Raw genomic sequence first — 24,646 nt, 5'->3', positions numbered from 1 at the left:
ATCATTGCATCGCCGCATTCAGCAAGCGAGTCTTCATCTGTTGGTAAGTGCTCTGAGTGTACTCCTCCGCCCAGCGCTGATCGTTGATCGCACTCACCCGTACTGCGCAATATTTGGTTTCCGGCGTTTTCGAAATCGGATCCAAATTATCCTGCGTCAGTTCGTTACAGGCGCCAATCCACCACTGGTAGGTCATATAGACGCTGCCGTGGTTGATACGCTCACTGACATCCGCGCGGGTAATGACTTTGCCGCGGCGGGATTCCACCCACACCAATTGCTTATCTTTCACACCCAGCGCTTCCGCATCGGCCGGATTGATCTGCACAAAGCCGGGTTCATCAGCAAGAGTTTGCAGCGCCGCGCAGTTGCCGGTCATGGAACGGCAAGAGTAGTGACCCACTTCGCGCACGGTGCACAACACCAGCGGGAAGTCGGCATCCGGGCGTTCCGCCGGAGCGCGCCATTGTGCGGCGAACAGGTGACCTTTGCCGTCAGGCGTATCGAACTTGTTGTTCTGATACAGATACGGCGTACCCGGATGATCAAGCGTCGGACAAGGCCACTGCACGTGCCCCATGTCGCCCATTTTTTCGTAGGTGACACCGTAGAACAGCGGGCAGAGTTCACGCAGCTCATCCCAGATCTGCTGGTTATTGTCGTAGTGCATCGGGTAGCCCATTTCCGTGGCAATCAGGCTGATGATTTCCCAGTCACGTTTGACGTTGTACTTCGGCTCAATGGCTTTTTCGAAACGCTGGAAACCACGGTCGGCGCAGGTAAAGACGCCACCGTGCTCACCCCAGGAGGTGGCGGGCAGCAGCACATCCGCCTGTTCGGCGGTTTTGGTCATGAAAATGTCCTGCACCACCACAAACTCAAGCGCTTCAAACCCTTTACGCACCAGCCCAAGATCGGCTTCGGTCTGTAGCGGATCTTCGCCCATGATGTAATAGGCTTTCACCTTCCCTTCCAGCGCCAGATGCGGCACCTCGGTAATACGCACGCCGACTTTATCGTCCATCGCAGCCGCATCGATGCCCCAGGCTTTGGCGAATTTCGCCCGCACGTCGGCATCCACCACGTTCTGGTAACCCGGGAACTGATTCGGGATCACGCCCATGTCGCACGCGCCCTGCACATTATTCTGCCCACGCACCGGCCCCACGCCCACATGTTCACGCCCAAGGTTACCGGTGAGCAGCGCCAGGCTGGAAAGGCCTTTCACCACATCCACCGCCTGGCCGAACTGGGTCACGCCCATGCCCCACATGATGGTAGCCGATGGCGCAGCGGCGTAAGTGCGCATGGCCTGGCGAACCTGTTTCGCCGGCACGCCGGTAAGGTGTTCCACCGCTTCCGGCGCGTAGTCTTTTACCGTTTCACGGTATTCATCCAGCCCGGAGGTAAAGCTGGCGACATAATCTTTGTCGTAGAGTTCTTCTTCCAGCAGCACATAGCCAAAGGCATTGACCAGCGCCATATTGCAGCCGTTTTTCAGTTGCAGGTGCTGATCGGCGATACGCGCGGTTTCAATACGACGCGGATCGCAAACAATGATTTTCGCCCCTTTCTGGCGGGCTTTGATCACCCGGCGCGCCACGATCGGGTGTGAATCAGCGCAGTTATAACCAAACACCAGCAGGCAGCGGGAGTTTTCAATATCGCCGATGGAGTTACTCATTGCGCCGTTGCCGAGGGTTTCCTGCAACCCGGCGACAGAAGGACCGTGGCAAACGCGCGCGCAGCAGTCAACGTTATTGGTGTTGATGACGCCACGGGCAAATTTCTGCATCACGTAGTTGGTTTCATTCCCGGTACCGCGAGACGACCCGGTGGTCATAATGGAACGCGGGCCATATTTCGCTTTGATTTCACTTAGACGACGCGCGGTGTAGCGAATCGCTTCTTCCCAGGAAACAGGGGTAAATTTGCCGCCGCGTTCATAGCGGATCATCGGCTGCGTCAGGCGTGGCGTCAGTAGTTTGGTATCGTTGAGGAAGTCCCAGCCGTAATACCCTTTCAGGCAGAGTTCATTTTGGTTGGTTTTGCCGTCGGCCGCTTCCGCACGGATAATTTTCCCGTCGTCCACCACCAGTTTCAGTTTGCAGCCCGCGCCGCAGTATGGGCATACGCTTGTGATTTTTTTCATCAGTAACAGACCTGTTAAAAGTGAAAGTGAGAGGTATTAAAACATCAGCGACACAGCGCCATCGAGCGCTGCGCGACGGCGTTTTTCCGCGCTCATCTGTTCCAGTAAGTTGCGGTCGACACACACCAGCGCCTTGGTCGGGCACGCCTGAATACAGGCCGGACCGGTTTCGCTGTGGTGACACAAATCGCATTTGTTGGCTTCGGCCTTTTCCGCATGCACGTTAAGACCCGCGCCGCTGTTGCGTACAATCGGGCGCACGACCACTTCCATTGCGCCGTACGGGCACGCCACCACGCACGTTTTGCAGCCGATGCAGCGTTCCTGCATCACATGCACAAAACCTTCGTCGCGGCTGATTGCGCCATTCGGACAGACGTTGGCGCAGGGTGCATCTTCGCACTGACGACAGATAGCCGCCGTCGACACGTTGACGCCTTTAATGACGTGAATGCGCGGTAAAAATGTCTCAGGGGTGAGCGCCGCGCAGTCCCGGTTTTCCTGATGAGAAACCACACAGGCGACTTCACAGGTGCGGCAGCCAATGCATTTCGCAGCGTCCGCCATGATAAATCGGTTCATTGTTTCCTCCAGCAATATGCCTTATCCCGCCGAAGTATTCATAAACCGTGCCAATATTTAATTTGCTGTAATATAAGGGTTTTTAAGAAGTGAGAAGCGGCAGGAAACTGTCATCGACAGAAGTGTCGATGACAGATGACGAGATCAGGCGTGGGGACCGGCAATCAGTGAGTCGCGTAACATTAATTCGCCCGGGAACGTTTGTTGATAGTTAAAATCGCCGCCATCCAGCATAAAGATCAGGCGATCAATGGTCTCTTTCACCATTTCAGTCACCGGAATTTTAACGCTGGATAATGCCGGCACGGTAAAAGGCGCCATCGCGATATCATCAAAACCAATAATCGAAACCTGCTGCGGCACAGCTATTTTGCTGTCGTGCAACTGTTTAATCGCACCAATTGCCATATCATCATTACTCGCCACCAGCGCGCTAAAGGTTACCCCGCGCGATAATAATTCCCGTACGCCCATTGCCCCACTGAGCGGCGTCCATTTCCCTTCCACAATCAACTCATTACGTACGGGAATATGCTGCTGAGTCAGCGCATCTTTATAACCGGATAACCGTTCAATACCGGTAGGAGAATCCAGTGAGCCGGTAATAAACGCAATATCCCGGTGTCCCTGTGCAATTAATTGTAATACCGCGCTCTGGCTTGACGCTTTTTGATCGGAATACACACAATGACTGCTGTTTTTACGCAAACGGCGATTAAGCACCATAATAGGTTGCGAATGGTTTTGAATTATCTCATCCAGCTCATCGACGCTGAGAAAACGCGGATAAATAATGATCGCGTCGCAACGTAAGTCGAGCAAATATTGAATCGCCTGCCGCTCTTCTTCCGCGCTGTGTTTACCGTCTGCCAGCAGCAACTGACGCCCTTTGTCTTCGGTCATGCGCGCCGCATGCGACAACAGCTCGCTAAAATAAACCCCGTGATAGAGGGTGTTGGTGACCACCAGCCCCAGCGTCTGGGTTTTATTACTTGCCAGACTGCGGGCCAGCAAATTCGGGCGATATCCGCTTTCAGCAATGGCCTGAAATACACGCGCCTTCGTCTCTTCGCCCACATAACCCTTGCCTGTCAGCACACGAGACACAGTGGCCTTTGATACCCCAGCCCGCTTTGCCACGTCCAGCATTGTCGCCATCTTTTCCCCCAACAAACCTCGTGAGCCGAAGTGTACTTCAGCCATCGGGATGATGGGAACACTTAACACCCACAGGCGGGAGTGCGGCGAAAGGCTTCATGGTGATCGATATCACGATTTTTGAAAGTGGTTAAATTTAGATCTTGTCTGACTCAAATAAACTCATCATGATTTTGTGGAACCGGTTACCTATTTCACGTTTCATGGCCGCCAGAGCGCACCGTGAAAATGTACCTCATTGATAAAACAGGATAAAAATCCGATGGCAAAGAACTATGCGGCGCTGGCCCACTCCGTGGTGAACGCGCTGGGCGGTGTCGAGAATATCGCCGCCGTAACGCACTGCATGACGCGCCTGCGCTTTGTGGTCAAAGACGCGTCGCACATCGACGGTGAAACGCTGAAAAACACCAGCGGCGTGATGGGCGTGGTGCGCAACGATAACCAGTGCCAGGTGATTATTGGCAACACCGTTTCTCAGGCTTTCCGCGAAGTGGTTAATTTGCTGCCGCAGGATATGCAACCGGTAGAGACACAATCCCCCCAGAAACTGACGCTTAAACGTATTGGCGCTGGCATTCTTGATGCGTTGATCGGCACCATGTCACCGCTGATCCCGGCGATCATCGGTGGTTCAATGGTGAAACTGCTGGCGATGGTGCTGGAGATGTCCGGCGCGCTGCCGAAAGGCTCCTCCACCCTGACCATTTTGACGGTCATCGGTGATGGCGCGTTCTTCTTCCTGCCGCTGATGGTTGCCGCGTCCGCCGCCGTCAAATTTAAAACCAATATGTCACTGGCGATTGCCATTGCCGGTGTGCTGGTGCATCCAAGCTTTATCGATCTGATGGCAAAAGCCGCGCAGGGCGAGCATGTTGAATTCGCGCTGATTCCGGTGACGGCAGTGAAATACACCTACACGGTGATCCCGGCGCTGGTGATGACCTGGTGCCTGTCGTATATCGAACGCTGGGTCGATCGTATTACGCCCGCGGTGACGAAAAACTTCTTAAAACCGATGCTGATTGTGCTGATTGCCGCCCCGCTGGCGATTGTGTTAATTGGCCCGCTGGGCATCTGGATCGGTAGCGCGATTTCCGCGCTGGTTTATACCATTCACGGCTACCTCGGCTGGCTCTCCGTCGCCATTATGGGCGCACTGTGGCCGCTGCTGGTGATGACCGGCATGCACCGCGTGTTTACGCCGACCATTATTCAAACCATCGCCGAAACCGGCAAAGAAGGCATGGTAATGCCGTCTGAAATCGGCGCTAACCTGTCGCTGGGTGGTTCATCTTTAGCGGTGGCATGGAAAACGAAAAACCCGGAACTGCGCCAGACCGCCATGGCGGCAGCGGCGTCCGCTATTCTTGCCGGTATCTCCGAACCGGCGCTGTACGGTGTGGCGGTGCGCCTGAAACGCCCGCTGATCGCCAGCTTAATCAGCGGTTTTATTTGTGGTGCGGTCGCGGGCATTGCCGGGCTGGCCAGCCACTCCATGGCAGCGCCCGGGCTGTTTACCAGCGTACAGTTCTTCGACCCGGCTAACCCGGTATCAATCGTCTGGGTGTTTGGCGTGATGGCACTGGCGGTGGTGCTGTCGTTCGTGCTGACGCTACTGCTCGGGTTTGAAGATATTCCGGTGGAAACCACGAATACGCCGCAGACGGCGCAGCCGGTTACGGTTAAAGAAGCACGAGCCTGATTAACGAAACGAGGTAAGGCATGTCAGTATTTCCGCAAGGATTTTTATGGGGCGGCGCACTTGCCGCCAACCAGTCGGAAGGGGGCTTCCGGGAAGGCGGTAAGGGGTTAACCACCGTCGATATGATCCCGCACGGCGCTAACCGCCTGCCGGTAAAACTCGGTCAGGAAAAACGCTTTGCACTGCGTGATGACGAATATTACCCGAGCCACGAGGCGATCGATTTTTATCATCGCTACAAAGAAGATATCGCGCTGATGGCGGAAATGGGCTTTACGGTGTTTCGCACCTCGATAGCCTGGAGCCGCCTCTACCCGGATGGTGATGAACTGACGCCGAACCCGGAGGGCATTGCCTTCTATCGCGCGGTGTTTGAGGAGTGCAAAAAGTACAACATCGAACCGCTGGTCACTCTCTGCCATTTTGATGTGCCGATGCATCTGGTGGTGGAGTATGGCTCCTGGCGTAACCGTAAAATGGTGGAGTTCTTCACCCGTTACGCCCGCACCTGTTTTGAAGCCTTCGATGGACTGGTGAAATACTGGCTGACCTTCAATGAGATCAACATCATGCTGCACAGCCCGTTCTCCGGCGCGGGGCTGGTGTTTGAAGAGGGTGAAAATCAGGAGCAGGTGAAATACCAGGCCGCGCACCATGAGCTGATTGCCAGTGCGCTGGCAACGAAAATTGCCCATGAAGTGAACCCGCAAAACCAGGTGGGCTGCATGCTGGCGGGGGGGAACTTCTACCCCTACTCCTGCAAACCGGCCGACGTGTGGATGGCGCTGGAAAAAGATCGCGAAAATCTGTTCTTTATCGACGTGCAGGCCCGTGGCGCTTACCCGGCCTATGCGGCGCGCGTGTTCCGCGAAAAAGGTGTCACCATTCGTAAAGAGCAAGGTGATGACGAGATCCTGAAGAACACCGTCGATTTCGTCTCTTTCAGCTACTACGCCTCGCGCTGCGCATCGGCAGACATGAACGCCAATAACACCAGCGCGGCGAACATCGTCAAGTCACTGCGCAACCCGCATATTGAAGTGAGCGAATGGGGCTGGGGCATCGATCCGCTGGGGCTGCGCATCACCATGAACATGATGTATGACCGCTACCAGAAACCGCTGTTCCTGGTGGAAAACGGGCTCGGTGCGAAAGATGAGTTCAATGACCGCGGTGAGATTGAAGATGATTACCGCATCAGTTACCTGCGCGAACATATCCGTGCGATGGGCGACGCCATTGAAGACGGCATCCCGGTGATGGGTTACACCACCTGGGGCTGCATTGATTTGGTGGCCGCCTCTACCGGCGAAATGAGCAAACGCTATGGGTTTGTCTATGTCGATCGCGACGATGCCGGTCACGGCTCGCTGGCGCGCAGCCGCAAAAAATCCTTCTGGTGGTATAAAAAAGTGATCGCCAGCAACGGCGCAGATCTCGACTAAGCTCGGGACTTACCCGGCCTGCCGTATTTTCAGGTCGGGTAAGCATTGGCTTTACGGATACAGAGACAGTAGCAATTGCCGCTTATCCTGATCGAAGATGACAAAATCGCGACTCAATGACGGATTGCTTGCTGCTAATTTTTTCTTCTCTGCCTCAAATCTGCCGTCATCAGTAAAAAAGAGCGCCATCAAATAGTCCATATTTTCACTACCTGAACGTTCAGACAGGCTGATGACATGTTTATAACAAGCGGCATCGCCATCATTAATCCTGTCCTTAAGCATGCATTCTTGTAATAGCAGAGAGGGGTTGTTTCTCGCTTTATTGACCGGCTCCAGCAAGGAAATCGCTTTTTCATACTCTCCTCGAGATGAAAGTATGCTGGTATAGCTGCGGATGACATTCACATTGTCCGGGTTATCCCGAGCCAAATGGTCAAAATCCTGAAGCACCGATGGCTTAGCGCTTTCATCAGCCATGACATATTTCTTCGACAATTCAGAAGCCTGTGCTGTTGGCTTATCCGCATAGCCGCCCGCCGCAACACTAACGCTAAAGATGGACAATATAAACAGCATGACAATGTTTTGATAACGCATGGCTTCTATCCTTGAAAAGGTGTCAGGTTTATAACACGTTTGAAACTTCCGGGTATCGGGGGAACAGTCCCCGTGTAGCCAGAGTCATAAAAATAACCGGCTTCTATCTCCAGGGAGGGGCTGTTGTGGACTGAATTAGGCATAAAAAAAGATACAGATCCAATAGGAACATCATCCAGGCCAACCGCCCAATACTCTCCTTTTTTTCGTTCTAAAACATATAGTTTACTATCAACCGTATTTTTTACTTTGCACCAAAATAAAAGATTCCCGCTGCCAGCTGCTTTTGCCGCATTACTTTTCCCAGTGGCCGCGACAGAAACGTTTTTACCACCGGGTGTATTTTCATCTGTTACGGTTAAATTAACGGAATAGCTAGCATGGATACCGACACCTTCTATACGTAGGTCAGCGATCTGCGAGAAATAAAAGTTTTTAATTGCCACAATATATCCTTATCAAGGCTGAGTGATGTTCTATATAAAAACACATCGTGATTCTATCCTGATACAGCCCTTTCCTGATGTCAAAATGGCATCTCTGTATTTTAAACTGGTTCGCTTATGTCTCCCAATTACGACAGATCATGAACAATCAGCCAGGCTTTACGCGCAATCGTTATAACGTGCCACATTATCGCTCCTTTATAGCGGGGGCCCTGTGAAGGGGCCGTATAGCCTTAAGGCTATATACTCAAGCGCGAATGCTTAATCAATAACCACGAAAGTGCTTTCAGGCTCCGACCCCAAACACTCTGAAGAGGGCGCTTTTGCCTTCGTCTGTCACGGTGACTTCACGGTAGCCAGGCGTTCTGCGTAACCATCCTTTATGTTCGAAGGCAATCAACAACGATGCGCCAGCATCGCCGCCAAGGTGGAAACGACGCTCGCTCCAGTCCAGGCAAGCGCAGCAGGGTTTGCGCCGGGTACGCGGGTCGAGCGTTACGCCCAGGGCTTCCAGTTTGCGTTTGCCCGGTTCCGTCACGGCACTGCCCTCGTCCGTTACCCAGCCTTCGCGCTGCATAAACTCATAAATGTCGACGGCGATTTCACCGGCAAGGTGATCGTAGCAGGTACGTGCGCGACGCAGTTCAACCGGAGTGCGGGTCGCCAACGCACGCCCTCCGCGCATTGACACCCCCATCATATTTTCCAGTAACCCGGCGACATCGCTCCCCGCCAGGCGGTAGTAGCGGTGCCGCCCCTGCGAAACGCAGACCAGCAGGCCATGGCTCAACAACCGGTTCAGATGCGCGCTGGCGGTAGATGCGGAAATATCCGCGACCGAACTCAGCTCGGTTGCAGTCCACGCCCGCCCGTCCATCAGTGCGCAGAGCATACGCGCCCGCGAAGGGTCGGACATCGCGCTGGCAATACCGGCCAGCGCCTCTTCCAGCGCTGTGCCGCTCTCATGTGAATGCTGTAAACCGGGTAAACTCATTGTGCCTCTGTACTCCAGGGCTGCGTGACCTCACGGGTCAGGGTGTCGTTATCCGTCAGCAGGATCAGGCGGTTAGCATGATCACTGTACTGCACGAGAATATTGATGCCATTTTTCGCGATCGTGCGGGCTATCGCGCCTAACTCACCGGGACGTTCCTGCTTTAGCTTGCGGATCACCGGCTGCGTCACCTGCAGCACCATAAAGCCTGCAGCTGCCAGCACCTGGCGGGCACGTTCCCCCTCCACGACCAGAAAGTGCGCATGACTTTCACGACCGACGGTGAATACGCCGCCACCTTCCAGGCCTACGCCATTTTTGCCAAGTGTTTCACCCAGCATCGCCAGCCCACCGGGCGCATTGTTAAGCATAACGTGAATATCATACATGGCCTGGTTTCCTGCTTTCCGATGAATAGTCACGCAGCACCTGGGCCACACGGATACGGTAAAACGAGAAAATTGCGCGCTGCCCCTCCGCCTGCGCGGCCTGGTGCAGCACATTTTGTTTCCAGGCCAGTACTGCAGCTTCATCACGCCACCACGACAGCGACAAAATCTTGCCTGTGGTGGTCAGGCTTTGAAACCGTTCAATAGTGATAAAACCGTCGATTTCCACCAGTAGCGGCGTTAACTCCGCGCCCAGTTGCAAATAGCGCTCCTGCCCTTCTGCGGCGACATCGGCTTCAAACAGTACAGCAATCATCGGCTCACTCCTTCTGTGTATTTGCCGCCAGTTTACGCAGCCTTCAAAGAGATGCTTCGCTCAGCAACGAAATGTGGCTGCAGGTGTTGCCGGACCCCATCGGGAAGTGATTTAGCTCGCAGAATTCCATGAAACCGGTTGCAGGCAGAGTTGACCAGGTTAGCATGAAACCGGTTTCACCCAGTTACACCTACTCAGTTTCCGATAATAAAAGGTAAATAAAAATGGCCGTTATCAGGGATTACAATAAGTTAGCGAGTGATATCCTCCGGGAGGTGGGTGGCGAAGAGAACATCAGCACCTTCTCCCGCTGCGCCACACGTCTGCGCCTGGTGCTCAACCATACCCCCGCCACGGCGAAAACCAACATCCAGAGCCTGCCCGGCGTCATTGCGGTCGTGGAAAGCGGCGGTCAGTTCCAGGTCGTGATTGGTACGCATGTCGCCGATGTTTTTAACGCCTTGTCCGGCATGGTGAAAGAGAGTGAACACGGTGCGCAGCAGCCCAAAACGCGCTGGCTGGATGCGGTGATCGCCACCATGTCCGCCGTGTTCGCGCCGATCGTCTATATTCTGGCTGCGGCGGGGATCTTACAGGGTTTGCTGATCCTGCTGGGCCTTGCCGATGCAGAGATCAAAACATCCGGCACTTTTGCGATCCTCAACTTCATGTCGTGGACGCCGTTTGCCTTCCTGCCGGTCTTTATCGCCATCACCGCTGCGCGCCATTTTAAATGTAACCCGTTTATTGCCGTGCTCTGCTGCTGTGCGCTGATCAACCCGGAATGGACCGCAATGGCCGGGAAGATCGCCGCCGGAAACGAAGTGAAATTTCTCTTCTTCCCGCTGGCGGAAACAGTCTACACCTCGTCGGTCCTGCCGCCATTATTCCTCGTCTGGGCGCTCTCCTGGTTCGAACGCCGCGTTGAAAAGTGGTTGCCGGAGGTCATCAGCCCATTATTCACGCCGTTACTCTGTTTTGTGGTGATTGTCCCGCTGACGCTTATCGTGATTGGCCCCATCACCAGTTGGGCGGCGCTGGGCGTGGCGCACGGCTATAACACCCTGTTCCATGCGGCTCCGGCGCTGGCGGCAGCGATTATCGGCGGTGTCTGGCAGGTGATCGTCATTTTCGGCGTCCATTGGGGGATCACCCCGGTGATCATGGCCAACTTCGACACCCAGGGCTATGACTCCTTCCAGGCCTATCAAACCATTGCAGTGATCGGCCAGATGGCAGCGGTCTTCGGCGTATTTATCAAAAGCCGCAATAAGCAACTGAAAGCCACCTCCCTGTCTGCGGGCGTCACCGCCATTTTTGGTATTACCGAACCAGCCATTTACGGCGTGACCCTGCGCTTTAAAAAACCGTTTATCTGCGGCTGCATTGGCGGTGCGATCGGTGCGGTGGTCGCCAGTTTGTTTGGTAGCCTCTATTACGCCTATGCCGCGCTGCCGGGCCTGTTTACGCTGGTGAATGCCATCAGCCCCGACGCGCCAATGTCGTTTATCGGCGAGCTGGCGGGCGCAGGAACCGCCATTGTGCTGACCATTGTGATGGTGCAATTCGTCGGCTTTGAAGATCCGATCGAAGAGACGACGCCAGACGAAAAAGCCCCGGTGCTGAAAGTCGGCGCCATGCAGATGCTTAGCCCGATCAAGGGTGAAGTGATTGCGCTGGAAAGCGTGGCGGATGAAGCCTTTGCCGGAAAAGCGCTGGGCGACGGCATTGCCATTATTCCGCACGAAGGTAAAGTGGTGGCCCCGTGTGATGCACAGGTCGCAACATTGATCGACTCTCATCACGCGGTGGGACTGATATGTGATAATGGTGCGGAATTACTGATCCATGTCGGGCTCAATACCGTCAATTTACAAGGGCGGCATTTTACCCCGCGGGTAAAAGAAGGCGACAGAGTTGCCGCGGGCGACACGCTGCTGGAATTCGACAAACAGCGCATTGAGCAGGAAGGCTACGACCTGACAACCCCGGTGCTGGTGGTGAACAGCGATGAATTCACCCTGACCCGCCATCAGTCACAGGGCACGGTAACCGTGGGGGAGCCGCTGATGTCGCTGGGCTAATCATAATAAGAGTGAGGTTGAATTATGGTAACGATACTGGATGTCGCCAGACTGGCTGGCGTATCAAAAGCGACAGTATCACGGGCGCTGAATGGCAAAGTCTTTGTGCGGGAGGAAGTGAAAGCCCGTATTTTTCAGGCGATTGCCGACACGGGCTATCGACCGAATCAGTTGGCCCGTAACCTTGCCAATAATAAGACCAACTCAATAGGACTGGTGATCACCAACGGGCTGTATAACGGCCCGTTCTTCGCCAGCATGATCTACCACGCTGCAACCAGCAGCGAAAGCTTTAGCCGTCAACTGGTGCTGGCGGACGGCAAGCACAGTGCACAGGAAGAGCGCGACGCCATTAACCTGCTGCTGTCGCTACGTTGCGAAGGCATTATGATCTACCCCAAGTACCTTTCCGTGGATGAGCTGGATGAGATTATCGATCACAACCCGACGCCGATCGTGGTGATCAACCGCGAACTTCCCCGCCACCGCAGCCAGTGCGTGTTTGTCGATCATCAGCAAAACAGCGAAATAATGATGGCGCATCTGCTGGCGCAAGGGCACACGCGTATTGCCTTTGTGGCGGGTTCAGAGGGATCGCCGACGGGCGAAAGCCGTTTTGCGGGTTACTGTCATGCCCTGCGCAATGCAGGTATTGAACCGGATCCGCAACTGCACGTGCGCGGCAGTTGGAGTACCGACAGTGGATATCAGGCCGCGCGACAGTTGCTGGCGCGCAACGTGCCGTTTACCTGCATTCTGGCGGCGAATGATGATATGGCGATTGGCGTGGCGAAAGCCTGCCAGGAAGCCGGATTACGGCTGCCGCAGGATGTTTCTCTGGCAGGGTTTGACGATTCGGTCATCGGTCAGTACTACAACCCGTCGTTAACCACGATTCATGTGCCAATGGATGAAATGATCCGCAATGCCGTCGGGATGCTGCTGCAACCGGACGCGCAACCCCTTAATTCCCATCAGGGCGAACTGGTTTGCCGGGAGTCGGTGGCAAGCGGTAAAAAGGCCCGGTAAAACCGGGCGCTTCACACTACCCCTGCGCAATACCGTTCAGTTTTTCCAGCGCCTCGGGCGGCAGCGTTATCTTCGCGCTCGCCAGGTTTTCCTGTAAATGCTGTGGCGAGGACGTACCAGGGATCAGCAGAATATTCGGTGAACGCTGCAACAGCCACGCCAGCGCGATCTGCATCGGCGTTGCGCCAAGGGATTGCGCCACGTCATTCAGCTCACCGGCCTGCAACGGTGTAAAACCGCCGAGCGGGAAGAATGGCACAAACGCAATGCCCTGCTCGTTAAGAGAGTCAATCAACGCATCGTCCGCCCGGTTTGCCACGTTATAAAGGTTTTGCACGCAGACGACAGGGGTCATCTTCTGCGCATCCGCCACCTGCTTCGCCGTCACATTGCTCAGGCCGATATGGCGGATCAGGCCACGCTCTTTCAGCGAGATCAATGTTTCCAGCGGCGCTTCCAGCGACCCCTCTTCCGGACCATGAACACCGAACATCGCGCGCAGATTCACGACCTCCATCACCTCCAGACCGAGATTGCGCAGATTATCTTCGACGGCGCGGGTCAGCTCTTCCGCGCTGAACGCGGGGAGCCAGTTGGCTTTATCATCACGACGAGCGCCAACTTTGGTGACGATACAGAGATCATCCGGGTAGGGATGCAGCGCCTGCTTAATCAATTTGTTGGTAACGTGAGGGCCATAAAAATCGCTGGTGTCGATATGGCGAACACCGGCGGCAATCACATCACGCAGCACCTGAAGCGCTTTTGCTTCATCGGCAGGCGGGCCAAACACGCCAGGACCGGCAAGCTGCATTGCGCCGTAACCCAGGCGACCAACCTGACGATCGCCAAGACGATAAGTAAGTGTGGGTTGAGACATGGAATACCTCCTGTGCATAAAGTAAACAGATTGTAGGAGCATTGCGGCTGTGCAACAATCCGCTGAAATTCACACACAGTGTACGGATTGTCGAACAATGAAGCTGGATTTCGCCCTGCTGAACGCCATTGTGGCGGTCGCCAATGCCGGAGGCTTTCGCGAAGCCGCTCGTATCACCGGCTCTAACCCTTCCCGCCTGAGCGATGCCGTCCGCCGCGCCGAGCAACAACTGGGCGTACGGCTGTTTAACCGCACCACCCGCACCGTCGCCCTAACCGAAGCGGGCAAAATGTTAATCGAACGCCTGCAACCGGCAATGAACGAAGTGGATGCGGCGCTGGACGCCATCAACCGCTATCGAACCACGCCCAGCGGCACCTTACGGCTGAATGTGCCGGTCAGCGCCGCACGCCTGGTGCTGCCCGCCATCGTGCCGGGTTTCCTTGCGCGCTACCCTGATATTCGCCTGGAAATTATTGCAGAAAGCAATGTGCAGGATGTCTTTCGCGACAGTTGCGATGCGGGGATCCGCTACGACGAATGCCTGGAGCAGGATATGGTCGCGCTGCCCATCGGCCCGCGTCGCCAGCGCTTTGCCGCAGCCGCCTCTCCGGCCTATCTGCAGCAGCATGGTCGCCCGGAACACCCCCGGGACCTCATTCATCACAACTGTATTCGCGGGCGTTACGCCAGCGGCGTGATGACCGACTGGGAGTTTAGCGGCGAAGCGGAGCCGTTTCGCGTACAAGTGAAGGGGTCGCTGGTGGTCAGCATCGGTAGCGCGGTGGATCTGGCGGTACAAAGCGCCATCGCAGGCAGCGGCGTTATTTATCTTTTTGAGGAGTGGCTACGTCCCGCACTGGAAAACGGTGCGCTGATCCCCATTCTTGAACCCTGGTGGTTGTCCTTCAACGGCCCATATCTCTACTATAATTCCAGGCGGCTGATCCCCGCTCCGCTCCAGGCGTTTATCGATTTCGTCCGCACAACGGGGCAAGCCACGGATATATAACGTTATGGCAACGCAAGCGTGATAAGAAATGTCTACACTTAAAAAGACTACCTTCAGCGAGGGGCTAACTATGATATTCCCGGCCATGCCAGTAAATGAAAATGAGCGGCTTAATTCGCTGTACATGATGGATTTATTGGATAAAAAGGATGATGAGCGTTTTGACCGACTCACCAGAATGGCGAAAAACACCTTCGATGTGCCGATAGCGATAATCAGCCTGCTTGACCGTGAACGCCAATGGCTGCTGTCTCACACTGGCATTGATGCCGACGAAACACCGCGCAATGTGTCGTTTTGCGCACATGCCATTCTTGAACAGGGCGCGCTTATCGTCAAAGACACGCTCGCTGATCCGCGTTTTGCCAAAAACCCGCATGTCGTCGGTGACCCGTGGGTGCGTTTTTATGCCGGTTGCCCGGTACGGCTACCGGACGGGGCCATTGCTGGCACCATCTGTATTGTCGACACCTATCCCCGTCCGTTTTCCTCGTCTGAAATTGATACGCTGCTCGATTTTGCCGCCCTCGTCGAAGATGAGTTTTTCATTCTCAGTATGGCGATGACCGATAATCTCACTGGCATGCAAAATAGCCGGGGTTTTTACCGCAGCGGCGAGAAACGGTTTGCCGGGTTAAAAGAGCACAACAGAGAGTGTGCCCTGCTCTATTTCAGCATCGATAATCTGAAACCCATTAATGAGCTGTTGGGGAATAAAGAGGGCGATGCCGTGGTGAAAAACTTCGCCACGAACCTGAATAAATGCCTAAAAGATCATGATCTTGCCGCACGACTCGGCGGCGGTGAATTCGCGGTGCTACTGGGGGATACCACGACCAATAGCGCGGATGCGTTTTTGCTCGATCTGCAATCCCGAATGGATGCCCAGGACGATATGTCCGGCAAGAATTATCACATCAACTATTCCTACGGCATGGTTGAAAATGAGGATAACAAATACGCGTCGCTCCGCGAGATGCTGGACGACTGCGACAAAGTGATGCACACAGAAAAACGCCGTCGCTAATCTGAAACGCTGCGCCGGGTTCACCGGCGCACATTTAAAGCAGCACGAAACCGCCCTTGCCTTCCCAGCCCGCCAGCCGCTGGTAAATGGTTTCGACCGCCGCCATCACTGGCGGCGTCATCGGGTAATAAAAACCGACGATATCCGGCTGAATGCCCAGAAAAATCACCTCATCAACGTCCTCTTTTAACTGATCGATAAGGTAGTTCAACGGCATATTGTGGGTGGTCATCAGGAACATTTCGGCGATGTCGTCCGGGTCCACCACGCGGATTTCACCAGGGTTCAGCCCCATATCGGTGGCATCCACAATCAGCAACCGCGACGGGCGCAATTCACGGATGGCCACCACATCGTTTTCCGGCGCGCTGCCGCCGTCAATCACCTTCCAGTTTGCTGGCGGGTTTACCGCACACATCTCCGCGAGCAGCGGGCCTGCGCCATCGTCGCCCATCATGCTATTTCCCACGCACAACAACACGTCAGTCACGTAGTCTCCTTACCATCAAATAGATGGCGCTCTCCAGATAAATATCATGCAGCATAGACAGCAGCGCCTTGCTCCATGCCTGTTGCTGTGCATTTTGCCGCGCCTGCGCCTGATCAAACGCCTTCGCCAGCAGCATAACGTGGCTGCTCTCAATCACGATTTCACCGTAACGCGGCACGCCTTCCATTTTGCGCCGCGCTTCGCTCCCCGCCTCCAGCGTGGCGATCCACGCCAGATAGGCTTCCCACGGGCAGGTCAGCGCCGTCTCCAGGCAGTCGATCACCCCCAGATGGTGGCCGATAGCCAGACTGTAGTAGACCACCTGTTGCGCCTGCTGCGGGGTATTGTCGTTTTCATCAACAAACTTACGCCGCAACTGGCTAAAGACCACCGATTCGCCCATCAGATTTTCGCCTCCAACACCACCTGATTGAGATGGCTGACAATCTCGGTAAGGCGCGGATCGTTCTCCTGCGCCAGCCAGCGCACCACTTCATGCTCGCCGACGCTGCGCAACCGCAGGTAATCGTCCGCAATCTGTCGACCATAGCGGTAACCGGCCAGGCGGCGCGCCGTGCGATCCACTTTCACGCGCAGCGGCTGCACCATCGCCGGGTGGAGGATTTCTGCCGGTTGGTCGTCCTGCTCGCCGGGCGTGCGGGCGTGAATTTTCTGCTCCAGCAGCCCCAGCGCCATGGCAAAGCCATACAGCGTGGCGGCAGGCGTCGGCGGGCAACCGGGAATATACACATCCACCGGGACGATTTGATCGGTTCCGCCCCAGACGCAGTACAGGTCGTGGAAGATACCACCGCTGTTGCCGCACGCGCCGTAGGAGATACAGATTTTGGGATCCGGCGCAGATTGCCAGGCGCGCAGCGCAGGTGAACGCATGGCGCGGGTCACCGCCCCGGTAAACAGCAGAATGTCGGCATGGCGCGGCGACGGCACCACTTTGATGCCAAAGCGTTCCGCATCGAACAGCGGCGAAAGCGTGGCAAAAATCTCGATTTCGCAGCCGTTACAACCGCCGCAGTCCACACGGTAAACGTAGGCGGAGCGTTTGATTTTATTCAGCAGCGACGCTTTCATGCTGGCGATGGACTCGTCCACCGTCATCGGCACCGGGATCCCCTCCGCATCGCGCGGACCTAATAGCTGGCTCATTAGCTGACCTCTCTCATATGGCGGGTCAAATCAAAGCGATCGGAAGGCACCAGGCACTTCTGCCGTTTACAGTCCGGGCAGGTTTCAAACGTGGCGCGGTGCTGCTCGGCGCGGCTGTCGCCGTTATGCGCCAGCAGCGCAATGGCGTAATCGATCTCTTTTTGCACCGCGAAAGGCCGGGCGCACTCGCGACACTGGCACAGTTCAAAACGCGACTGCTGTAAAAAATCGGCCTTGCTCCAGACCGCCAGTTCGTACTCCTGCGACAGCGCAATCGCCGCCGTCGGGCACACCTCTTCACAACGGCCGCAGAAAATGCAGCGCCCGAGGTTGAACTGCCACGCCAGCTCACCAGTGGCAAGGTCAGTCTCTACCGTGAGCGCATTCGACGGACAGGCGTTCACGCATGCCGCACAGCCAATACACTGCTGCGGATTGTGCTGCGGTTTGCCGCGAAAGTTCTTATCCACCGGCATCGGCGACAGCGGATAAGCGGTGGTCGCGGTGCCGGTTTTGATCACTTTTTTAATAAAGGTAAACATGGTTGCTCCACTGCGGTGTATTCATTTTCCCCTCGCCCTGGGGTGGGAATCCCCTCACCCCGGCCCTCTCCCCGGAGGGGAGAGGGAGAAGACAATTGCCTCACTCCGGCCTTCTCCCCGGAGGAGAGAGGGGGAAGATAATTCCCCTCACCCCGGCCCTCTCCCCGGAGGAGAGAGGGGGAAGATAATTCCCCTCACCCCGGTCCTCTCCCCGGAGGAGAGAGGGGGAAGATAATTCCCCTCACCCCGGTCCTCTCCCCAAAGGGGCGAGGGAGGAAAGCAATTCCCCTCACCCCGGCCCTCTCCCCGGAGGGGAGAGGGTGGAAAGCAATTGCCTCGCTCCAGTCTTCTCCCTATCCCGGCCCCCTTTAAACAGACGGCAGAGGGGCGATCCCCTCTCCCTTTCAGGGAGAGGGTTAGGGTGAGGGTCAAAAAAACACAGCCTATTTCAACGGCGAGTTCTTACGCTCAACCCCGTAACGTTCCAGCTCTTTGTACGCCACCACTTTGCTTTTCTTCTTGCGAACATCCACCACCGTCATCCGGTCAGTACAGGAGTAACAAGGATCGAGGCTACCAATAATAAGCGGCGCGTCGGACACAGTATTCCCGCGCAGCATATAGCGCAGCGTCGGCCAGTTGGCGTAGGTCGCCGCACGGCAGCGCCAGCGGTAAAGCTTCTGGTTATCGCCGGTCATACTCCAGTGAATGTCGTCACCACGCGGCGCTTCGGCAAAGCCCAGCGCAAACCGGTGCGGAATATAGGTAAAGCCTTCCACCATCAGCGGGCCGCCGGGCAGATTATCCAGACCGAAATCAATCATATTCAGCGCGCTGAGCACTTCGTTAATCCGCACTTTCAGGCGCGAAATCACATCGCAGCCCTGCTCGCTGTGCACGGTCATCGGCAGCAGACCATAACCCACAAACGGGTGATCGGCGCGGGTATCGCGGGCATGACCGCTGGCGCGCACCATCGGACCCACGTTACTGAAATCGCGGGCGATCAGCGGATCGAGACGACCAATACCCACGGTGCGCTGCTCGATATTCGGCGTACTCATCAGCACGTCCACCAGTTCGGTCACATCGCGGCGCATCTGCTGGGCTAACTGGCGCGTCTGCACCATGTCCTCTTTCAGCATGTCGCGGCGGATACCGCCAATCAGGTTAAGGCCATAGGTTTTACGCGCGCCGGTCAGGATTTCCGCCATCTTCATTGAGGCTTCACGCACGCGGAAGAACTGCATAAACCCGGAGTCGAAGCCCACAAAATGGCAGGCAAGCCCAAGGTTCAACAGGTGCGAGTGCAGACGCTCCACCTCCAGCAAAATGGCACGGATCATCTGCGCGCGCTCCGGCACCACAATGCCCATCGCGTTCTCGACCGACGTGGTGTAAGCGGTGCTGTGGGCAAAGCCGCAAATCCCGCACACCCTGTCAGACAGGAAGGTGACTTCGTTGTAACCCATGCGGGTTTCCGCCAGTTTCTCCATGCCGCGGTGGACATAGAACAGGCGGTAATCCGCATCGACAATGTTTTCGCCGTCGACAAACAGGCGGAAATGGCCGGGTTCGTCAGAGGTGACATGCAACGGGCCAATCGGCACCACGTTGTTTTTCTTATCACCCAGTTCGTTAATAAACTGATAGGTTTCGGCATCGGTGGTCGGTGCCGGGCGCTGACGGTAATCCATGCTGTCTTTACGCAGCGGATAAAGTTCATCCGGCCAGTCATCCGGCAGCACCAGTCGGCGCTCATCCGGTAAACCGACCGGCATCAAACCGTACATATCGCGCACTTCGCGTTCGCCCCAGACCGCCGCAGGCACACGCGGTGTGACGGAAGGGTACTCCGGCTTCAGAGCGTCAACTTCCACACGCACGGTGATCCAGCATTTCACGCCCTGCTCCATCGACAGCACGTAATAGACGGCGAAATGGCCGTTCAGCTTGCGTTCATCGTTGCCAAACAGCACGGAGAGCCAGCCGCCCTGCTGGTAATACAGAAACTCCACCACCTCCGGCAGGTAGTTCACTTTCACTGTGACAGTAAGCTGGTCTTTGGTCTGCCAGGCTTCATCCAGCACCACGCCAGGGAATTTCTCGTGCAGCGCGGCGAGATAGTGTTGACCGATTTTTTCTTCAGACATGCATAAACTCTCTTAATACGTCGCCAGTAAGGAGACGAACGCTAAAAAGGCGACGCCAAACCCGGCCCAGGTCACGCGTGACGTGGCAAGGAAGCGCAAACGCGCCATGCTGTTTTCAAACAGCGCAATCACCAGCACGCCCACAATCAATTTCGCCAGCGCCACCACCACCGCCAGCAACAAACCTGCGGTGCTGAAATCGCTCATCTGCCCCCAGGGCAGAAAGACGCCGACAAACATTTGCAGCACCACCAGTTGTTTCAGGCTGATGCCCCACTTCAGCACGGCAAAACCGCTGCCGCTGTATTCCGACAACGGCCCTTCCTGCAACTCCTGCTCCGCTTCCGCAAGGTCAAAAGGCAGCTTGCCCATCTCGATAAAGGTGGCGAAAGCGCAGGCGCACAGCGCCAGCAACAGCGGAAGAGTGTGATGCAGCGGCCAGTGGTAAACGGTAAACGTGATATTGCTGATATGCGTTGATCCGGCCACCAGCGCCGCAACCCACAGCCCGAGCAGCAGGATCGGCTCCACCAGCACGCCAAGCATCGCTTCACGGCTGGCGCCCAGCCCGGTAAACGGACTGCCGGTATCCAGCCCGGCGATAGCGAAAAAGAAGCGGGCAATGGCGAAGAGGTAAATCAACGTGATCAAATCCCCCAGCGCCGGCAGCGGAGACGCAATCGTCACCACCGGCAGCGCCGTGGCGATGGTCAGCATGACGCCGGTCATCACAAACGGCGTCAGGCGAAACACCCAGCCGGAGGCGGCCGGGGCGATGCTCTGCCGACCGAGTAATTTGAACAGGTCGCGGTACTCTTGCAGTACCCCCGGTCCGCGGCGGTTGTGCAACCGTGCGCGCGCCACACGACTGATGCCGGAAAGCAGCGGCGCAAACGCAAACAGCACCAGCGCCTGCAGTAAAGCAAACAGAAAACTCATCATCAGGCTCCTCGCGAAATCACCACCACCACCAGCACCGCCAGCTCGATCAGCGCCAGACGACGGAACAGCAGCGGCGCGGCATCGGCACGCCAGCCAGGAATGGGCAGCGTCGGCTCCAGCCATTTACGCAACTTCAGCACCGGGGCAAACGCCGCTTTAACCGGCATAGCAAAACCGTGCGCCGTCACCACCATCGACGCTTCGTGATCGTAACCGCAGACCCATGCCGTTCCCCGGCTGCGCGCTGGCAGGCGATCGCCTTTGAACACCATCAGCAGCAGCAGCGGCAATAACGGTGTGGCGATCAACAGCAGCGCTATCATCGGCGGCGACACCAGCGTATTCGCGGTTTGCAGCGGTAAAGGCACCGCCGCGAACAGGCGCGGCAACAGCCAGGGCGCAGCAACACCGCCCGCCACGCAGCACAACGCCAGGGCAGCGACACAGGTCGTCATCAGCCACGGAACAGGGTGCGGGTTTTCCGCTTGTGGCGTACGCGGCGCGCCAAGGAAGGTCACACCGTAGACTTTCGCCATACACATCACCGCCAGCGCGCCGGTGATCGCCAGACCGACGGCCAGCAGCGGCCCGAGCAGTTGCAGGGAAAACGCGCCGCTGGCGCTTAAACGGAAGAAGGATTGATAAATCACCCACTCACCGGCAAAACCGTTGAGCGGCGGCAGTGCCGCCATTGCCATCAGCCCCACCAGCATTGCCAGCGAGATAACCGGCATGCGCTTACCGATGCCGCCCAGTTTTTCAATGTCGCGGTAGCCAGTGCCAAACCACAGCGCGCCCGCGCCCAGGAACAACGTGCTTTTAAACAGGCTGTGGTTGAACAGATGGTACAAACCGCCCGTAAGTCCCAGCGCAATCAGCGCCGGTTGCCGTAACGCCAGGCCGGTGACGCCTGCGCCAAGGCCGAGCAGGATAATGCCGATGTTCTCCAGCGTGTGGTACGCCAGCAGGCGCTGGATGTTGTGCTCCATCAGCGCATACAGCCCACCAACAAAAGCCGTGACCATGCCAAGCACCAGCAGCAGTACGCCCCACCAGAGCGGTGGCTGGCCGCCAAGCAGCGACAGGCTGAGGATGCCGAACAGACCAATTTTCATCACCACGGTGGAAAACAGCGTAGCAGCCGGGGCTGGCGCATTGGCGTGCGCCTGCGGCACCCAGGCGTGCAGTGGAATGATCCCCGCCAGCAGGCCAAAACCTATCACCCCCAGCAGCCAGATATCGCTGCCCGGCGTTTGCGCGCTCAGTTGTAGCAAACTCAGCGTGTGATAGCGTTGCCATAACAACCAGCAGGCTATCGCCAGCAGTACCGTGCCCAGGCGTCCCATGGCGAACCACAGTTTGCCGGACTCACTGCATCCGGTGAGAAACACCGCGCTGAGCGCCATGATCTCCGCCATCACCACCAGCGCGCCGAAATTCGCCGCACTCACTGCGCACAGCGCGGCAGCCATCAGCAAATTGATCAGCAGACCGTTGGCTTTTACCGCATCGTGGCGATGCCACTGGATGTTATAGAGACTGGTGAAACCGCCGCACACACCCAGCGTAATCAGCCAGACCGCACTTAACGGCGTGACCAGCACCTGATACTGGATAAGGGGGATCGTTCCACTGACAGATTGCGCACCCAGCAGCGCCATCCCACCGGCCGCCGCCGCCATCACGCACCCCACCGTGCCGCCAAGCCCGGCAAGCAAGCCGCTGAGCGCTTTTGCGGGTGTAAACAGATACGCCAGCGCCGCCGCGCACACCAGCACCGCGATGGCGTCGCTTAACAAAGAGAGGATCGTCATTTCGCACTCCGGTTTTGCGCCTGAAACAGCGATAAATCGCCGTAGTCAGTGTTAAGGGTAAGTTCGCGTTTGCGTCGACTGGCGCGGGCGAGATCGCGGTTATTCACCAGGTGCAGCGCCTTGGTCGGACACATGCGTACGCAGGCCGGACCTTGCTCATCGAAATGGCAGAGATCGCACTTCACGGCGATAGCCCGCACGCCCGGCACCCAATCCAGCAGCGTGCTGACGCGTGCCGGTGCAGGCGGTGCTGCGGGCGCTTTTGGCGAGTTGACGTTGGCGGGAATATCCAGCGGGCGGCTACCGGAAAACTCGATAGCGCCAAACGGACAGGCAATCGCGCACAGCTTGCAGCTCACACACAGGCTTTCATTAAGCTGCACCGCGCCATCCACCCGGTTAATCGCATTGACCGGGCAAACGCCCGCACAGGGCGCATCTTCGCAGTGGTGGCACTGCTGCGGCGCAGATTCATTTTCGTTACGCATCACACGCAGTCGCGGCATCGCCTGCAACCCCTGCGCGCGGTGCGTCTCGGCGCAGGCGGCTTCGCAGGTATGGCAACCAATACACAGCGAAGCGTCGGCAATTACAAAACGGTTCACCAGCACATCCTCAGGTGATTCACCCTCGTTACGGGCGGTCATTTATGACGAAACGTGTCGCTCAAGGTGTCACTTTCGACACTTGTCGACACCCAAACTCAGGCCAGTGCAGGCGCGTGCGCGTTGCGGGCAATCGCCGTGAGCGTCACCGGCGAGTCCGTCTCCATGGCGGCATAGAGGTTGTTGTAAACGTCGGCGATAGCGTCCAGGTAGTGGTTCAGCACTTTTTCGCGATCGCGGTTGTTGATAACACCATCAATCAGGCCATCGCTGCTGAGCTGCGCCTGAGCAATCACGCGCGGCTCACCGCCGTCTTTACCGGCAATGGCGTACTCAATGGTGTGACCGTTAAATCCCCCGACAAGGGTGACAGAGAGTGTGAAGTGTTCGAACAGCACAAAGCTGAGTTGCTGTTCCGGCGCACAGCCGATGGCATGGTGCAATCGCGCTTTTGACAGGGTAATCCCCTGAACCAGCGTATTGCAGTAATGGCGCCACTCTTCCTGCAAGCGGTGATGCCGCCCGGCAATGAAGTCCGCCTTTTCGCTAATTTCCCAAATCGTCATGTCAGCTTACCCGGTTAATTGAAACAACGGCGGTAAAGCATCATCCATGCCAAATTTTAACTTTATGATTTTTAATGAAATTAAAGCAAAACCTTCGCCATTTCGACGTGTCATTTCGTCATGTTCGACATCGTCACCGTGACTTTAACCACGCTGGCACTCTTATTGCATTAACGCGGCAAAGTCCTAAGGAGGCGTTATGCACGAAATCACATTGTGTCAGCGAGCGCTGGAAGTGATTGAACAACAGGCGCGGGCAAACGGCGCGCGTCGGGTGACCGGCGTGTGGTTAAAAGTCGGCGCATTTTCCTGCGTCGAAACCGAGGCTTTAACGTTTTGTTTTGATCTGGTGTGCCGTGGCAGCCTGGCGGAAGGTTGTACACTGCATATCGAAGAACAACAGGCGGAGTGCTGGTGTGAGTCATGCCAGCAATATGTGACGTTGCTAACCCAGCGCGTGCGCCGCTGTCCACAATGCCACAGCGACCAACTGCACATCGTCGCCGACGACGGAATGCACATTCAGCGACTGGAAATTGAGGAGTAAA

At 56.4% G+C, this 24,646-nt stretch carries 25 protein-coding genes; 7 read left to right on the top strand and 18 right to left on the bottom strand.

Features of this window, described 5'->3' with window-relative positions; genetic code table 11:
- Position 1 precedes the first annotated feature (1 nt).
- From fdhF to ACQ3G7_RS16245, 3 genes are all read right to left on the bottom strand, one after another.
- Positions 2 to 2,152 carry a formate dehydrogenase subunit alpha gene (gene fdhF, locus ACQ3G7_RS16255; protein WP_430890584.1) on the bottom strand — a complete coding sequence of 717 codons (2,151 nt, stop codon included), beginning with the start codon at positions 2,150 to 2,152 and terminating at the stop codon, positions 2 to 4.
- 36 nt (positions 2,153 to 2,188) lie between these two features.
- Positions 2,189 to 2,734, bottom strand: a complete 546-nt coding sequence (gene hydN / locus ACQ3G7_RS16250; RefSeq protein ID WP_061493443.1) for an electron transport protein HydN — start codon at positions 2,732 to 2,734, stop codon at positions 2,189 to 2,191.
- Positions 2,735 to 2,878: 144 nt separating this feature from the next.
- Positions 2,879 to 3,892, bottom strand: a complete 1,014-nt coding sequence (locus ACQ3G7_RS16245; protein WP_430890583.1) for a LacI family DNA-binding transcriptional regulator — start codon at positions 3,890 to 3,892, stop codon at positions 2,879 to 2,881.
- Between the two features lie 262 nt (positions 3,893 to 4,154).
- On the opposite strand from ACQ3G7_RS16245, the gene ascF reads away from it, so the two are divergent.
- Both ascF and ACQ3G7_RS16235 read left to right on the top strand, forming a co-directional pair.
- Positions 4,155 to 5,597, top strand: a complete 1,443-nt coding sequence (ascF, locus tag ACQ3G7_RS16240) for a PTS cellobiose/arbutin/salicin transporter subunit IIBC (RefSeq protein WP_430890582.1) — start codon at positions 4,155 to 4,157, stop codon at positions 5,595 to 5,597.
- Between the two features lie 20 nt (positions 5,598 to 5,617).
- Positions 5,618 to 7,042, top strand: coding sequence for a 6-phospho-beta-glucosidase (locus ACQ3G7_RS16235; protein ID WP_430890581.1), 1,425 nt, complete (start codon positions 5,618 to 5,620; stop codon positions 7,040 to 7,042).
- A 51-nt stretch (positions 7,043 to 7,093) separates the two neighbouring features.
- Here the strand turns inward: ACQ3G7_RS16235 and ACQ3G7_RS16230 are convergent, their stop codons facing one another.
- From ACQ3G7_RS16230 to ACQ3G7_RS16210, 5 genes are all read right to left on the bottom strand, one after another.
- Positions 7,094 to 7,642: a hypothetical protein gene (locus ACQ3G7_RS16230; protein ID WP_430890580.1), complete on the bottom strand. Its 549-nt coding sequence runs from the start codon at positions 7,640 to 7,642 to the stop codon at positions 7,094 to 7,096.
- Positions 7,643 to 7,647: 5 nt separating this feature from the next.
- Entirely contained in the window at positions 7,648 to 8,088 is a 441-nt protein-coding gene (locus tag ACQ3G7_RS16225) for a hypothetical protein (protein WP_430890579.1), read from the bottom strand.
- 286 nt (positions 8,089 to 8,374) lie between these two features.
- Positions 8,375 to 9,082: an ArsR/SmtB family transcription factor gene (locus tag ACQ3G7_RS16220; protein WP_061493437.1), complete on the bottom strand. Its 708-nt coding sequence runs from the start codon at positions 9,080 to 9,082 to the stop codon at positions 8,375 to 8,377.
- The gene (locus ACQ3G7_RS16215; RefSeq protein WP_061493436.1) at positions 9,079 to 9,471 is read right to left on the bottom strand and encodes a hypothetical protein; all 393 of its coding nucleotides are present in this window, start codon (positions 9,469 to 9,471) and stop codon (positions 9,079 to 9,081) included. Before ACQ3G7_RS16215 ends, ACQ3G7_RS16220 begins: the two co-directional genes overlap by 4 nt.
- A complete protein-coding gene (locus ACQ3G7_RS16210; protein ID WP_430890578.1) occupies positions 9,464 to 9,787 on the bottom strand; it encodes an antibiotic biosynthesis monooxygenase family protein in 324 nt (107 codons plus the stop codon). The genes ACQ3G7_RS16215 and ACQ3G7_RS16210 overlap by 8 nt, the downstream gene beginning before the upstream one ends.
- 224 nt (positions 9,788 to 10,011) lie before the next feature.
- Between ACQ3G7_RS16210 and ACQ3G7_RS16205 the strand changes: the two genes are divergently transcribed.
- The gene (locus tag ACQ3G7_RS16205) at positions 10,012 to 11,871 is read left to right on the top strand and encodes a beta-glucoside-specific PTS transporter subunit IIABC (RefSeq protein ID WP_430890577.1); all 1,860 of its coding nucleotides are present in this window, start codon (positions 10,012 to 10,014) and stop codon (positions 11,869 to 11,871) included.
- Between the two features lie 24 nt (positions 11,872 to 11,895).
- Entirely contained in the window at positions 11,896 to 12,900 is a 1,005-nt protein-coding gene (locus ACQ3G7_RS16200) for a LacI family DNA-binding transcriptional regulator (RefSeq protein WP_430890576.1), read from the top strand.
- 16 nt (positions 12,901 to 12,916) lie between these two features.
- Here ACQ3G7_RS16200 and ACQ3G7_RS16195 read toward each other — a convergent pair whose 3' ends face one another.
- Positions 12,917 to 13,780 carry an aldo/keto reductase family oxidoreductase gene (locus ACQ3G7_RS16195; protein WP_430890575.1) on the bottom strand — a complete coding sequence of 288 codons (864 nt, stop codon included), beginning with the start codon at positions 13,778 to 13,780 and terminating at the stop codon, positions 12,917 to 12,919.
- A gap of 97 nt (positions 13,781 to 13,877) precedes the next feature.
- On the opposite strand from ACQ3G7_RS16195, the gene ACQ3G7_RS16190 reads away from it, so the two are divergent.
- Complete coding sequence (locus tag ACQ3G7_RS16190; protein ID WP_430890574.1) at positions 13,878 to 14,792, top strand: LysR substrate-binding domain-containing protein; 915 nt, start codon at positions 13,878 to 13,880, stop codon at positions 14,790 to 14,792.
- A 70-nt stretch (positions 14,793 to 14,862) separates the two neighbouring features.
- Complete coding sequence (locus ACQ3G7_RS16185) at positions 14,863 to 15,819, top strand: sensor domain-containing diguanylate cyclase (RefSeq protein ID WP_430890573.1); 957 nt, start codon at positions 14,863 to 14,865, stop codon at positions 15,817 to 15,819.
- 34 nt (positions 15,820 to 15,853) lie between these two features.
- Here ACQ3G7_RS16185 and hycI read toward each other — a convergent pair whose 3' ends face one another.
- The 9 genes from hycI to hycA form a co-directional block, all read right to left on the bottom strand.
- A complete protein-coding gene (hycI, locus tag ACQ3G7_RS16180) occupies positions 15,854 to 16,309 on the bottom strand; it encodes a hydrogenase maturation peptidase HycI (protein WP_430890572.1) in 456 nt (151 codons plus the stop codon).
- Complete coding sequence (locus tag ACQ3G7_RS16175) at positions 16,302 to 16,712, bottom strand: formate hydrogenlyase maturation HycH family protein (protein WP_263099562.1); 411 nt, start codon at positions 16,710 to 16,712, stop codon at positions 16,302 to 16,304. The genes hycI and ACQ3G7_RS16175 overlap by 8 nt, the downstream gene beginning before the upstream one ends.
- Positions 16,712 to 17,476: an NADH-quinone oxidoreductase subunit B family protein gene (locus ACQ3G7_RS16170; protein ID WP_088237840.1), complete on the bottom strand. Its 765-nt coding sequence runs from the start codon at positions 17,474 to 17,476 to the stop codon at positions 16,712 to 16,714. Before ACQ3G7_RS16170 ends, ACQ3G7_RS16175 begins: the two co-directional genes overlap by 1 nt.
- The gene (locus tag ACQ3G7_RS16165) at positions 17,476 to 18,018 is read right to left on the bottom strand and encodes a formate hydrogenlyase complex iron-sulfur subunit (protein WP_430890571.1); all 543 of its coding nucleotides are present in this window, start codon (positions 18,016 to 18,018) and stop codon (positions 17,476 to 17,478) included. The genes ACQ3G7_RS16170 and ACQ3G7_RS16165 overlap by 1 nt, the downstream gene beginning before the upstream one ends.
- Positions 18,019 to 18,461: 443 nt before the next feature.
- On the bottom strand, positions 18,462 to 20,171 hold the full coding sequence (gene hycE, locus ACQ3G7_RS16160; protein WP_430890570.1) for a formate hydrogenlyase subunit HycE: 1,710 nt from the start codon (positions 20,169 to 20,171) through the stop codon (positions 18,462 to 18,464).
- Between the two features lie 12 nt (positions 20,172 to 20,183).
- A complete protein-coding gene (locus ACQ3G7_RS16155) occupies positions 20,184 to 21,110 on the bottom strand; it encodes a respiratory chain complex I subunit 1 family protein (protein WP_430890682.1) in 927 nt (308 codons plus the stop codon).
- A 2-nt stretch (positions 21,111 to 21,112) separates the two neighbouring features.
- Positions 21,113 to 22,927, bottom strand: a complete 1,815-nt coding sequence (gene hycC, locus ACQ3G7_RS16150) for a formate hydrogenlyase subunit 3 (RefSeq protein ID WP_430890569.1) — start codon at positions 22,925 to 22,927, stop codon at positions 21,113 to 21,115.
- Positions 22,924 to 23,532, bottom strand: coding sequence for a 4Fe-4S dicluster domain-containing protein (locus tag ACQ3G7_RS16145; protein WP_263099557.1), 609 nt, complete (start codon positions 23,530 to 23,532; stop codon positions 22,924 to 22,926). The genes hycC and ACQ3G7_RS16145 overlap by 4 nt, the downstream gene beginning before the upstream one ends.
- A 98-nt stretch (positions 23,533 to 23,630) precedes the next feature.
- Entirely contained in the window at positions 23,631 to 24,098 is a 468-nt protein-coding gene (hycA, locus tag ACQ3G7_RS16140; protein ID WP_430890568.1) for a formate hydrogenlyase regulator HycA, read from the bottom strand.
- A gap of 199 nt (positions 24,099 to 24,297) precedes the next feature.
- On the opposite strand from hycA, the gene hypA reads away from it, so the two are divergent.
- On the top strand, positions 24,298 to 24,645 hold the full coding sequence (hypA, locus tag ACQ3G7_RS16135) for a hydrogenase maturation nickel metallochaperone HypA (protein ID WP_061493420.1): 348 nt from the start codon (positions 24,298 to 24,300) through the stop codon (positions 24,643 to 24,645).
- Position 24,646: the final 1 nt, after the last annotated feature.

The organism is Kosakonia sp. N21 (assembly GCF_050587465.1).
Classification (GTDB): domain Bacteria; phylum Pseudomonadota; class Gammaproteobacteria; order Enterobacterales; family Enterobacteriaceae.
This window is presented reverse-complemented; position numbering and strand designations above follow the sequence as displayed.